At 52.0% G+C, this 12105-nt stretch carries 13 protein-coding genes; 7 read left to right on the top strand and 6 right to left on the bottom strand.

Annotated features, from left to right (window positions below):
• Positions 1-217: 217 nt before the first annotated feature.
• The 5 genes from ACUN8H_RS13935 to argC form a co-directional block, all read right to left on the bottom strand.
• Complete coding sequence (locus ACUN8H_RS13935; protein WP_445532679.1) at positions 218-988, bottom strand: amino acid ABC transporter ATP-binding protein; 771 nt, start codon at positions 986-988, stop codon at positions 218-220.
• A gap of 11 nt (positions 989-999) precedes the next feature.
• Positions 1000-1671 (bottom strand): amino acid ABC transporter permease, encoded by a 672-nt coding sequence (locus ACUN8H_RS13930; RefSeq protein ID WP_445532678.1) that lies wholly within the window; start codon positions 1669-1671, stop codon positions 1000-1002.
• Between the two features lie 116 nt (positions 1672-1787).
• Positions 1788-2564, bottom strand: coding sequence for a transporter substrate-binding domain-containing protein (locus tag ACUN8H_RS13925; protein ID WP_445532677.1), 777 nt, complete (start codon positions 2562-2564; stop codon positions 1788-1790).
• Between the two features lie 148 nt (positions 2565-2712).
• Positions 2713-3066 (bottom strand): iron-sulfur cluster insertion protein ErpA, encoded by a 354-nt coding sequence (erpA, locus tag ACUN8H_RS13920; RefSeq protein WP_008959085.1) that lies wholly within the window; start codon positions 3064-3066, stop codon positions 2713-2715.
• 103 nt (positions 3067-3169) lie between these two features.
• On the bottom strand, positions 3170-4204 hold the full coding sequence (argC, locus tag ACUN8H_RS13915; protein ID WP_445532676.1) for an N-acetyl-gamma-glutamyl-phosphate reductase: 1035 nt from the start codon (positions 4202-4204) through the stop codon (positions 3170-3172).
• 193 nt (positions 4205-4397) lie between these two features.
• Between argC and ACUN8H_RS13910 the strand changes: the two genes are divergently transcribed.
• The 5 genes from ACUN8H_RS13910 (at position 4398) to ACUN8H_RS13890 (ending at position 9242) form a co-directional block, all read left to right on the top strand.
• A complete protein-coding gene (locus ACUN8H_RS13910; protein ID WP_445532675.1) occupies positions 4398-6224 on the top strand; it encodes a chloride channel protein in 1827 nt (608 codons plus the stop codon).
• A gap of 18 nt (positions 6225-6242) precedes the next feature.
• The gene (gene hemJ / locus ACUN8H_RS13905; RefSeq protein WP_445532674.1) at positions 6243-6674 is read left to right on the top strand and encodes a protoporphyrinogen oxidase HemJ; all 432 of its coding nucleotides are present in this window, start codon (positions 6243-6245) and stop codon (positions 6672-6674) included.
• Positions 6674-7483 carry a bifunctional hydroxymethylpyrimidine kinase/phosphomethylpyrimidine kinase gene (gene thiD, locus ACUN8H_RS13900; protein WP_445532673.1) on the top strand — a complete coding sequence of 270 codons (810 nt, stop codon included), beginning with the start codon at positions 6674-6676 and terminating at the stop codon, positions 7481-7483. The genes hemJ and thiD overlap by 1 nt, the downstream gene beginning before the upstream one ends.
• A gap of 36 nt (positions 7484-7519) precedes the next feature.
• Positions 7520-8800, top strand: coding sequence for a glutamate-1-semialdehyde 2,1-aminomutase (gene hemL, locus ACUN8H_RS13895; protein ID WP_445532672.1), 1281 nt, complete (start codon positions 7520-7522; stop codon positions 8798-8800).
• A 172-nt stretch (positions 8801-8972) separates the two neighbouring features.
• The gene (locus ACUN8H_RS13890) at positions 8973-9242 is read left to right on the top strand and encodes a hypothetical protein (protein WP_445532671.1); all 270 of its coding nucleotides are present in this window, start codon (positions 8973-8975) and stop codon (positions 9240-9242) included.
• Positions 9243-9342: 100 nt separating this feature from the next.
• Here the strand turns inward: ACUN8H_RS13890 and ACUN8H_RS13885 are convergent, their stop codons facing one another.
• Positions 9343-10035, bottom strand: a complete 693-nt coding sequence (locus tag ACUN8H_RS13885; RefSeq protein ID WP_445532670.1) for a LuxR C-terminal-related transcriptional regulator — start codon at positions 10033-10035, stop codon at positions 9343-9345.
• A 276-nt stretch (positions 10036-10311) separates the two neighbouring features.
• Between ACUN8H_RS13885 and rdgB the strand changes: the two genes are divergently transcribed.
• Positions 10312-10920, top strand: coding sequence for an RdgB/HAM1 family non-canonical purine NTP pyrophosphatase (gene rdgB, locus ACUN8H_RS13880; protein ID WP_445532669.1), 609 nt, complete (start codon positions 10312-10314; stop codon positions 10918-10920).
• The gene (gene hemW, locus ACUN8H_RS13875) at positions 10913-12097 is read left to right on the top strand and encodes a radical SAM family heme chaperone HemW (protein WP_445532668.1); all 1185 of its coding nucleotides are present in this window, start codon (positions 10913-10915) and stop codon (positions 12095-12097) included. The genes rdgB and hemW overlap by 8 nt, the downstream gene beginning before the upstream one ends.
• The last annotated feature ends 8 nt before the right edge of the window (positions 12098-12105 follow it).

The following is a 12105-nucleotide window of genomic DNA, read 5'->3' as shown; positions in this document are numbered from 1 at the left end:
CTTATCCACTGGCCAGTACCTGTGTTGTTACCACACCTGTGTACAAGCGAGTCATAGGCTCTATAAAAGGCAATCGGCGCTTATGGCAAGCCTTACAAGGGTAAAGAGGCGTTAAGTAAAAAAAGTTTATCCACAGGCAAAAAAAAGCCTGTCGTGTCGACAGGCCGGTACTTAAAAACGATTTAAAGACAATTTATAGCGCTATGAACCCGTTGTTCTAATGTTTGAGCACGCGCGCTAGGAAGGATTGGGTGCGTTCATGTTGTGGTGAATCGAATAGCGTTTCAGGCGGTCCTTGCTCGGTAATTTCGCCTTTATGGATAAATATCACTCGGTCAGCCACTTCACGTGCAAAGCCCATTTCATGGGTGACAATGACCATGGTCATGCCCTCTTTAGCCAACTCACGCATGGCATCCAACACTTCACCGATCATTTCTGGGTCAAGCGCCGAGGTGGGCTCGTCAAACAGCATTAGCCGTGGTTCCATGGCCAAGGCGCGTGCCAACGCCACACGCTGCTGCTGCCCTCCTGAGAGCTGATTAGGATACTTATCAGCCTGGTCGGCAATACCGACCCTGTCTAGCAGTCGCTTAGCGTTATTCTTGGCGTCTTCAAGGCTTAAACCGCGCACTTTAACCGGCGCTAAGGTGACGTTGTCGATAACGCTGAGATGGGGAAATAGATTGAATTGCTGAAACACCATGCCCACTTCGGTGCGGATCGTTTGCAGCGCTTGCGTACTTTTACCGTAGGGAAGCAACTCGTTATCGTCGACCACCAAACTGCCTGATTGGAACTCTTCTAGGCCATTAATACAGCGAATTAGCGTGGATTTCCCTGAACCACTGGCGCCAATAATCACCACCACTTCGCCTGGGATAATTTTTAAATCAATGCCATTAAGTACGTGCAGAGCGCCAAAGTGTTTATTGAGCTGCTGCATACGCACAATGGGTTGGGTTGCGTTGTCCATTGTATCGCTCATTGCGCGTGTCCTTATTGTCCGGCCAAGCCTCTAATTTCAAGCTGGCGAAGGATGATGGAAAGTGTCCAAGTGATGGCTAGATACATCAACGCCACCATGAAGTAGACCTCCAGAGCGGTGAAAGTGGTGGAGATATAAATTTGCCCCTGACGCACCAACTCACCGACGCCAATCACTGAGAATAGTGAGGTGTCTTTGATACTAATAATGCCCTGGTTACCCAGTGAGGGAATCATCCGGCGAAAGGCCTGGGGCCATATCACATAGCGAAAGGACTGTGTCCGTGAGAGGCCTAAGGAAAGCGATGCTTCGCCTTGACCGCGCTCAATCGACTGTACACCGCCTCGAACGATTTCAGAGATATAAGCGCCTGAGTTAACCGCAATGGCGGCAATACCGGCCACTAGAGGATTAATCGGTGATCCAATCAACTGCGGTAAACCGTAAAAAATAAACAGCACTTGAACCAGGATGGGCGTGCCGCGAAATACTTCGATGTAAAAAATTGCAGGCCAGCGTAGCCAGCGCAGGCGGCTAATGCGCAACAGACCAAAGAAAATGCCGATAAAAAAACCGATGGCGAGGCCACCAAAAGAGATCAGTAACGTCCAGGGGATCCCTGGTAGTAGGTAGGGAATAGACCCAAACGCTGCCGACCAATCAAACTGAAAATTGACGTCCACGCGGTGACTCCTGAATCAAAGAGAGACGATGAGCAAAAGCATTTAACAAACGCAGCAGGGCCGGGGGTTGTGGCCGCCCGGCCCTGTCATCGCGTTATGCTGTTAGCAGGTTAGGCTTACTCTTCGCTAGGCGCTTCACCAAACCATTTTGAATAAATCTCATCGTAGGTGCCGTCTTCTTTCATCGCAGCCAGCGCTTCGTTGGTGGGTTCTACCCATTCGCTGCCTTTATGAAAAACGATGCCGTACTGCTGGCCTTCATAAAGCGGGCCGACGACTTTTGTACGCCCTTCACCGCGGGTTTGCGCGAAGTAGGAGACGTTAGGGGCATCGTAAAAGACAGCATCGACGTTACGGCCCAGAAGCGCCATGTACATATCGCTCATGGCGGGGTAAGGCGTAATATCGGCGTCTTCACCCAGTTCTTGCTGTAGGAAGTCGTAGCTTGTGGAACCAATCCGTGTGGCGATGGAGAGATCGGCGAGGTCGTCGATGGTTTCAACATCGTCGTTGTCGGCACGAACAATGATTTTTAACCCGGAATCGTAGTAGGGGTCAGAGAAATCAACGATTTCAGCACGCTCTTCGGTAATGGTAGTGCCGGCAATCGCAATCTCTTGGCTACCGGTTTGCACGGCAGGAATGATGCCGGCAAATTCCATGGTGGTGAGGTTGACTTCAAAGCCTGCGCGCTTGGCAACTTCGTTGATGATGTCCATGTCGAAGCCGACCATTTCGCCGGTTTCTTGGTCCATCATCTCAAAGGGCACAAAGCTTGGGTCAGTCACCACGTTCACCGAGGGCGTTTGCGCCATGGCGGCCGTAGCGCTGCCCAATCCCAGTGCAAGAGCGAGTGTCGTTTTTGTAACGCTGGTGGGTAATGCAACTTTCATAAGTTTCCCCGTGGTTTATATGGCTAGTCGTCAGTATCAGAGCGAAATATTCCGCTCGAACACGCTGGTAAGCCGTTATTGACCTATCAACCTTGGCGAGAAACCGTCAGGCCGTCAAGTCACGGGGAGCGCTGCGGGCCAACGCTGTTTAGACCATAAAGGAAGCGCCACACCCACAAGTAGTGGTGGCGTTGGGGTTTTGAACGCGAAAACGCGCCCCAGCCAGGCCTTCTTCATAGTCGACGGTTGAGCCTACCAAGTATTGATAGGAGAGAGGATCAACCACTAGCGCAGCCTCACCGAACTCAATCACAGTGTCATCATCGGCAACGTTGTCGGCAAAGTCGAAGCCGTATTGAAAACCGGAACAGCCGCCACCGGTTACGTAGACGCGTAGCTTGAGGGATGGGTTGTTTTCTTCTGCGATCAGCGCATTGATGCGTTTGCGCGCGCTGTCAGAGAGCAGTAGTGGGGTTGGAACAAAGGCTTCTGCACCGCTCATGGGTACCTCCCGCGAGCTTAAAGAACGAATAAATCGGCATTGGGGGGTGATTATGGGTAATTCCCAGCAAATTGGTCAACTATTGCTGGGAATTAATGAGAGTTTAGGGCATTAACGCGGGGGCGGTGAGGCCGGTGTTCTCGTCAAAGCCAAACATTAGATTGAGGTTTTGAATCGCCTGACCTGAAGCACCTTTAACCAGATTATCAATGACCGATAGCACGATAACGGTGTTGCCATTATTAGGCCGGTGAACTGCCAAGCGGCAGGTGTTGATACCTTTGACACTGCGGGTTTCGGGATGGCTCCCTGCTGGCATCACATCGACAAACGGCTCATCGGCATAGCGCTGCTCAAAGAGTGTCTGCAGATCGCCCGGTTCAGCGGTCAACTGGCTGTAAAGTGTGGCATGAATACCACGGATCATCGGCGTTAAGTGGGGTACAAAGGTCAAACCTACTGTGGACTGATGGATGTCTCGAAGCCCTTGGCTAATTTCCGGCAGATGACGATGACCTGACGCGCCGTAGGCTTTCATCGATTCGCTGGCCTCTGCGAGCAGTGAACCCACTTTAGCGCCGCGGCCAGCCCCGGTGACGCCGGATTTGCAGTCAGCAATGAGCTGGCTTGGGTCGATGAGGCCTGCTTCCAACAGGGGTAGATAACCTAATTGAACCGCCGTGGGATAACAGCCGGGCACCGCAATTAACCGGGCGTTTTTGATTTTTTCGCGATGCATTTCCGGCAGCCCGTAGACGGCTTCTTCTAACAGTGCGGGAGCGCCGTGAGCTTGATCGTACCAGCGGCTCCATTCATCGGCATCGCGCAGCCGGAAGTCGGCCGAGAGATCAATCACCCGCGTGCCGTTATCGAGAAGCTCGCCCGCCAGCGCGTGGGCAACACCGTGGGGCGTGGCAAAGAACACCGCGTCCATGGCGCCCAGCTGTTTGGCATCCGGCTCGCTAAAGGTCAGCGTGTCGTAATGGCCGCGCAGGTTGGGATACATGTCGCTTACCTTGACGCCAGTTTCTGAGCGCGAAGTAATCGCGGCTACCTCGACATGAGGGTGCTGGGCGAGTAGCCGCAATAATTCAACGCCGGTGTAACCGGTACCGCCAACAATGCCGACCTTAATCACAAATCACTCCTTGCGAGCTTCGCAAAACATTTTTCAGAACAGGTATTTCATCACAATTTGCACCACCAGCGATGACAACACGCGGTGTTATCAGCCTAAGCGGATTGCTTCGGGCTGTCGAAGTGTATCGGGCTATGATACACAAGAGGATAAATAGATAAGAACACTAAGACCAAAGACAAGGCAGATCGCTGTGGCGCGTTTTACCCGTTCGGATTTTACCTTAGAGAGTTTTCGTCGCCAGTTGGCCAACGTCGACGCGCTTCCGCAACTCTGTTTGTTGGGCCTTGTCTCCGGAATCATTACTGGTGCGGTGATGGTGGCGTTTCGGCTGCTATTGGAAGGAGGCGCCGCACTGTACATGACTGATGGTGACCCTGAGGCGTTTGAAAGCATGGCGCCTTGGCTACGTGCCCTATTACCTATTACGGCGGTGACGATAGTCGGTGTGCTGCTATACCGGCAAAAACCGGCAGCGCGTAAGCTGGGCGTTGGCCATGTGATTGAGCGACTCACCTATCACCAAGGCCGTTTCCCATTACGCAACTGGTTAAACCAGTGGTGGGTCGGGGTGGTGGTCGTGCTTGGTGGCCTCTCTGCAGGCCGTGAAGGACCAGCGATACATTTAGGTGCAGCAGCAGCCAGTGGGCTCGGGCAGCAGATGCGATTGCCCAATAATAGCCTAAGAGTACTCGTCGCCTGCGGGACGGCAGCGGCCATTTCCGCCTCTTTCAATACCCCTATTGCGGGGGTGATCTTTGCCATGGAAGTGGTAATGATGGAGTACACCTTGATGAGCTTTATGCCCGTCATTCTGGCCTCTACCATGGGTGCGCTGGTGGCGCAGTTGGCTTACGGGAATGAACCGGCATTTCGAATTCCGGAAGTAGCCCTGGGGTCACTAATCAATCTGCCTTGGATCGTGCTGACGGGTTTGGTGATCGGCTTGTTGGCCGGTCTGTTTATTCATATTTCACGCAGCCAGCGAATTATGGATTGGCCGCTTTGGCTGCGCCTTGGAGTAGTGGGGATTGCCACCGGGGCGGTCGCGTGGTGGTTTCCTCAGGTGCAGGGAATCGGTTATGACAGCGTGGCGGCGGCGCTCAATAACCAACTCGAAATTAAAGTATTACTGGCATTGATGATCGCCAAACTGCTGATAACGGCACTGACCGTTGCGGGTGGCATACCGATTGGCATCATTGGCCCAGTGCTGGTCGTGGGGGCTGCCACCGGGGCGTTGTTTGGTTTGCTAGGCGGTTGGCTGTGGTCAGATAAAGCCGCCGATCCTGGAATTTATGCAATGTTAGGCATGGCGGCGATGATGGGCGCGGTGTTACAAGCCCCCCTTGCCGCGCTGATGGCGCTTTTGGAGTTAACCCACACGCCGAGTATCATGCTGCCTGGTATGTTAGCGGTGGTGGTGGCGTGTTTAACCTCGCGTCAATTGACGGGCTGTGAAGGATTCTTTGTTAGCGCGGTGCGTTATGGACTGCACCCGCTTCAGCAACCCTTGATGCAAGCGCTCTCGCGGGTTTCGGTGCCAGCGGTGATGGAGCGTCAACTGGTGCGTACCGAGCGGATGATTACGCCCAATCAGGCACGGCTTTTATTAGAAACGAACCCGATGTGGTTGGTCATTGAGCGCTCCAGCGAAGAGAAACCCGTGTTAGCCCTCAAGGCGGTTGAACTGGCGCGCTGGCTGCTTGAGCATGATGAAGCGCTGCAAGGCCAAGCGCCGCCTGAAGATGAATTGATAGATTTGCTGGAAATTCCTGGGCAGCGCTTAGAACTGGCGCCGATTGGTTTACAAGCAACGCTTTCCGAAGCGTTCTTGAAACTTCAGGATAATGCCTTGGGAGCGCTTTACGTGGTGCACGGCTATCGCCCAAAGCAGCAGCGTATTTCAGGTATTATCACCCGTGGCGCCATTGAGCGTTATTATCACTACACAGACCCTCGTGGCGCCGACACGCGTGACAATGATCGGCAAGCGAGTGAGCCACGCGAAAAGGATTAATCATTTTAAGGAGTAACAATGTACCTATGGGTGAAGGCCATTCACTTAATGGCAGTGGTGACCTGGTTTGCCGCACTGTTTTATTTGCCCCGTTTGTATGTCTACCACGCGACAGCGCGCGACCAGGGTGATGAACAGGCGATAACGTATTTTAAAACCATGGAGCGCAAGCTCTACCGTGGCATTATGACGCCATCGATGATTGCGGTGCTGCTGTTTGGTGGTTGGATGCTCTACTTGGTACCCGAATGGTTTAGCCAAGGTTGGATGCACGCCAAACTGGGGCTCGTGGCGCTACTCATCGCTTATCACCATGTTTGTTTGATCTATTTGAAGCAGTTTGCCCAGGACCGGTGCACGAAAGGTCATGTGTTTTTCCGCTGGTTTAACGAAACGCCTGTCATCGCGCTGGTGGCGATCATTCTTCTCGCCGTTGTGAAGCCCTTTTGATGCGCCAACCGCTTCCTCCCGTGGTGTTGGTACTTGCTGGGCACGATCCAACGGGCGGCGCAGGATTAGTGGCTGATAGTGAATCCATTGCTGCCTGTGGTGGCTGGGCGGTTACGATTCCCACTGCGCTAACGGTACAAAATTGCCATAATGTGGCACGAGTGATCCCGGCTGACGCTAGCGCGATGCGACAAATGGCAGAGGCGATTAGTGAGATGCAGGTGGCGGCGATTAAAATTGGTTTGCTTGCTGATGAAGCGACGCTGCGTGCAGCGGAACAGATTATTCGCCGCTTCCCTGGCATTCCCGTCGTGGCGGACCCGGTATTTAAGGCCGGAGGTGGAACTGAGTTATCCACACCTGCTTTGCGTCAGTTGTTCATTGATCGCCTGTTACCGCTTGTGGATATTTTAACGCCGAATCGCGCTGAACTGGCCCAACTGACGCCCGATATTGAGGCGCCTTTTGACGATACAGCCCGCGCGGTAGCGTTGATGTCACAGGGCTGCCAAGCGATTTTGGTCACCGCGACTGATGAACCATTGCCTGGCAATGATCATCACGTTGTGCACACCCTCCACTCGCCCGATACCACGCGCCAGTGGCAGTGGCCACGTTTGCCTGAATTGTTTCATGGTTCAGGTTGTACGTTGGCGGCAGCCATTGCTGCTCGGCTAGCGGTAGGTGAACGCTTATCGACAGCGTGTGAGCAAGCGCAGCACTTTACTTGGCAAAGCTTGTCACAGGGGTTTCAGCCGCCGAGTGGCCAATGCCTGCCCAACCGTTTTTCACGCGCGGTTCGTTTTTGATCCTATCTTCTGTATGCCATCGACCGAGAGGATGACATGACCACATCAGCTGAACTGTTCGACCTTGCCAGTCGCCATATTCCGGGCGGCGTAAACTCTCCCGTGCGTGCTTTTAAAGGGCTGCATCGACCGCCGGTTTTTATGGAGCGTGCCCAGGGCGCCTTTCTATTTGACGTCGAAGGCAATCGCTACGTGGATTATGTGGGCTCCTGGGGCCCAATGATTACCGGGCATGCTGATCAGGATGTATTAGCGGCGGTGCGGGCTCGGCTAGATAACGGCCTTTCATTCGGAACGCCGACGGCGGTTGAAACCACCATGGCCGATTTGATCTGTGACATGATTCCTTCCATGGACATGGTGCGCATGACGAGTTCGGGTACCGAAGCCACCATGTCAGCGATACGCTTGGCACGGGGTACCACCGGGCGCGATAAAATCGTGAAGTTCGAAGGTAACTACCATGGTCACTCTGATTCATTACTGGTGAAAGCCGGTTCTGGGGCGCTAACCCATGGCGAGCCAAGCTCGCCGGGCGTGCCAGCGTCGCTGGCGGAACACACCATTACTCTCTCGTTTAACGACCCCGAAGGGGTTGAGGCGTGTTTCAACGAGATTGGTGATCAAATTGCCTGCATTATCGTCGAGCCCGTTGCTGGCAACATGAACTGCATTCCCCCCCAGCCAGGATTCCTGGAAACGCTGCGCCGGGTGTGTAACGAGCACGGCAGTGTCTTGATCTTTGACGAAGTAATGACGGGCTTTCGCGTAGCGTTGGGCGGTGCCCAGGCGCATTACGGTATAACGCCCGATCTAACCTGCCTGGGTAAAATTGTCGGTGGTGGTATGCCGGTAGGGGCATTTGGCGGCAAGCGTGAAATAATGCAGAACATTTCACCGCTTGGGCCGGTGTATCAAGCGGGCACTCTGTCGGGTAATCCCCTAGCCATGGCGGCAGGGGTGGCACTACTTACCAAACTGCAGGTACCGGGTTTTCATGATGCACTCACCCAGCGGGTCAATACACTGTGTACAGGCCTGCAGGAGCGTGCCAACGCTGCACGGGTGCCGATGGTGACGCAATCGGCGGGCGGCATGTTTGGGCTTTTCTTCACCTCGCAAACCCGTGTGGATAACTTTGCCCAAGCCACCGCCTGTAATCCCGATGCCTTTCGACGCTTCTTTGGCGCTATGCTAGATCATGGTGTTTACTTAGCACCTTCTGCTTACGAAGCAGGCTTTATGTCCAGCGCCCACACGCCAGAAGATATTCAGTTCACACTGGATGCTGCCGAAAAAGCCTTTGCCGTTATGTAACGGCAAGTAACTAAAAGCCCGCTATAATGCAAGAGCCGCTCACCTTGAGCGGCTCTTCGTTTAGACGAGCGCTATACGCATGATACGGCCAACGGCTTGGCGATAAGTAATCGGCGCAGTGGGACTGCTAGCCTGCTTCCCGCTAGCTGCTTAGTCGCCTTAGGAGTAGAACATGACCCAGATCCATATCACCATGAGCGGTTCGCCGGGCGCAGAATTCTCTGCCCACTGGCGGATTACCCACGAAGGCGAAACCACCGAGCACGTTGAAGAGAGTGGAACGGTACCGGCCGAGTACACCTTTACCGGTTCGGAATTGGAAGGCACGGTAAAGCTGTTAACGGATGATGAACGCCTAGAGGTGGATATTCAGAAAGGCAATAATCGCTCACACTCATCGACGCAGGGGGCGGGCGGTACTTTGACATTAATGATCAGTTAAATGATTTTTACAAGCCACCCGAAAAGGTGGCTTCCAAATAATGTTGAATATTGCCCATTGGTTAACGACACAAGCTAGTAACGCTTTATCCCTTCTTTTTTTAGTGTTTACTCTGCAAACTACGGGCTGTTTCGATATTGGGTAAAATCGGCCCAAGATTCTGATGGATCCAATTTAGTGCTTGAATACGGTTGTGAACGTTTATTTTGCGGAAAATATTGTATAAGTGTGACTTTACAGTATGTTCGCTGACAAACAGTTTCTCAGCTATTTGTTGGTTTGAAGAGCCTGTGCTTAACAGTGAGATTATTTCCATCTCACGGTTAGTTAACCCACATGCAGGGCGAAAAGCGTTGCTTTGATACTTGCGATAAAACAGAATCAAGCGGGCCATTAATTCACGTGACATCCATAGCTCACCTTGTAATAACGCGTGAATACCTTTACAGATCACCTCTAAGCTTTCATTACGATAAAAGACGCCTTTAAGTTGGGCGCAAGAAAGCGCTTCTAAAGCATGATCCATATCACTAATGTTGATAGCAGCTAAAGGCGCTTTTGCCAGTGCTTGGGGCAAGTTTTCTTGCCACTCTGGTAGTGCATCAATGCCTATATGGTCACTATCAATAAGGATCAACACGCTACCTTGGACCGTAGTAGGAAGCGGAACGCTGGGCGACTGAATGTGGATCGGGTAGCCGGTATGTTCAGTTAAGTACTCAGCAAATAGCTGAACCTGTGAACTTTTTTCGGTCACAATGTACACCGAACCAGTTGTTTTTTCTTCCGACATTAAAAGATCCCCATAGAAAGAAAGAGTAAGTAAGTGATCTTTGTAGTGTTGCCTATAAGGCACAATTCGTAAAGTTATGTTAACAAAATAATTGAAAAAGTAGTAACTAGATTACAAATATTTTTATTTTTTATATAACCTTTTGAAAATTATGGGTAATTTACCATTTTCTATTTTTATCACAGTAGGTAACAGATACGTTGAGTAACATTTTGCTGGCTTTTGATACGTTCATTGAGCGCGTAAACTGATGTTCTACTGTTTGGAGTGCGTGTCATGGCATCAGTCAATACCCTTGTGTTAGCTAGCGGAAACGCTGGAAAACTAAGAGAATTCAACCAATTACTATCACCATTAGGCTTCGATGTGCGGCCTCAGGCAGACTTTGGTGTGACTGAGGTCGAAGAAACAGGGTTAACGTTCGTCGAGAATGCTCTGCTGAAAGCGCGGGAAGCGAGTCTTATCAGTGGGTTACCTGCCCTAGCCGACGATTCGGGCCTTGAAGTGGATGCCCTGCAGGGTGCGCCCGGTATTTACTCGGCTCGGTATGGTGGCGAACCCAAAAGTGATGAGAAAAATAATGAAACATTGTTAACGGCGCTAAGTGACTACGCGGAAGGACAGCGAAGCGCCCGTTACTGGTGTGTACTTGTTTATTTGCGTCACCCTAAGGATCCTGTGCCGGTCATTGTGCAACGTAGCTGGGAAGGCGAGATTCTCGCTCATCCACGGGGAAATGAAGGGTTTGGTTATGACCCGCTTTTTTGGTTACCAGACCAGGGAATGAGTGTGGCTGAGCTACCCAGCGAAAGTAAAAATCGCCTTAGCCATCGAGGACGAGCGCTGCAAGGCTTAGTGGAGCTACTCAAGGTTGCGCATGGTTAACACGCTGCCGCCGCTATCACTTTATATTCACACCCCGTGGTGTGTGCGTAAATGCCCCTACTGTGATTTCAATTCTCACGAGCCGGGCACGCACGGTTTTACCCCTCGTGATCTGCCTGAATCCGCTTATCTTGAAGCACTGTTACAAGATATTGATAACGATCTTTCCTTTGCGGCAGGTCGAGAGCTCCAAACTATTTTTATCGGCGGGGGAACACCCAGTTTACTGTCGCCTTGGTTCTATGAACGGTTACTGAAAGAAGTTGAAATCCGTCTGCCGTTTGCTAAGGGTATTGAGATTACCTTGGAGGCCAATCCTGGCACCACGGAGCAGGCGCGCTTTATCGGTTATCGAAACGCTGGGATTAACCGTTTATCGCTAGGCATTCAAAGTTTTCAGTCCGATCAACTACATGCCCTGGGACGCATTCATAGCGGTGACGAAGCGGTCACTGCGGTCACCCAGGCTCGCCAGGCGGGTTTTACAAATATCAATATTGATCTTATGCATGGCTTGCCTGGTCAGACGCCGCAACTGGCGATGGATGATATTGACCAAGCCCTAGCGTTAGCGCCTGATCATCTTTCCTGGTACCAGCTTACCTTGGAACCGAATACCGCCTTTCACTCCCACCCTCCACCGTTGCCTGAAGAAGAGGCACTTTGGGACATCCAAGATAGTGGTCATCAGCGTTTGGAGCATGCGGGATTCATGCGCTATGAAATTTCAGCCTACGCCACCGAAGGCCTACAGAGCCGTCATAATCTTAATTACTGGCAGTTTGGTGATTACCTGGGAATAGGCGCTGGCGCCCATGGCAAGCTTAGTCAGATTGATCACAACGGGGAGTGGCACATTGAACGGCGTTGGAAGACTCGTCAGCCAGATGCTTATTTAAAGCGCAGGGGCGATTTACGGGGGTTTATGGCGGGAAAAAAGTCAATACCAGCGGACGAGTTGCCGCTTGAGTTTGCCATGAATGCCTTGCGCCTCACAGAAGGCGTAGCGTTAGCGACATGGTCTGCCAATACGGGGCAGCCTATTGATATGTTACTGGCACGTTTACAAACCGCCGAGAAAAAAGGACTTTTGATGCAAATGCCCGAAAAGCTGCGTGCGTCGCCTCAAGGTCTATTATTCTTGAACGAGTTGCTGGAAGTGATTAGTGAAGATTGACCAGCATG

The organism is Vreelandella sp. V005 (genome assembly GCF_052645115.1).
Note: the sequence above shows the minus strand (reverse complement) of the source record. Positions and strands in the feature narration are given on the sequence as shown.

Excerpts from the sequence above, each read along its gene's own strand:
- ACUN8H_RS13935 (WP_445532679.1), bottom strand. The coding sequence starts at position 988 with ATGAGCGATACAATGGACAACGCAACCCAACCCATTGTGCGTATGCAG.
- ACUN8H_RS13925 (WP_445532677.1), bottom strand. The coding sequence starts at position 2,564 with ATGAAAGTTGCATTACCCACCAGCGTTACAAAAACGACACTCGCTCTT.
- erpA (WP_008959085.1), bottom strand. The coding sequence starts at position 3,066 with ATGAGCGGTGCAGAAGCCTTTGTTCCAACCCCACTACTGCTCTCTGAC.
- hemJ (WP_445532674.1), top strand. The coding sequence starts at position 6,243 with ATGTACCTATGGGTGAAGGCCATTCACTTAATGGCAGTGGTGACCTGG.
- thiD (WP_445532673.1), top strand. The coding sequence starts at position 6,674 with ATGCGCCAACCGCTTCCTCCCGTGGTGTTGGTACTTGCTGGGCACGAT.
- hemL (WP_445532672.1), top strand. The coding sequence starts at position 7,520 with ATGACCACATCAGCTGAACTGTTCGACCTTGCCAGTCGCCATATTCCG.
- ACUN8H_RS13890 (WP_445532671.1), top strand. The coding sequence starts at position 8,973 with ATGACCCAGATCCATATCACCATGAGCGGTTCGCCGGGCGCAGAATTC.
- ACUN8H_RS13885 (WP_445532670.1), bottom strand. The coding sequence starts at position 10,035 with ATGTCGGAAGAAAAAACAACTGGTTCGGTGTACATTGTGACCGAAAAA.
- rdgB (WP_445532669.1), top strand. The coding sequence starts at position 10,312 with ATGGCATCAGTCAATACCCTTGTGTTAGCTAGCGGAAACGCTGGAAAA.
- hemW (WP_445532668.1), top strand. The coding sequence starts at position 10,913 with ATGGTTAACACGCTGCCGCCGCTATCACTTTATATTCACACCCCGTGG.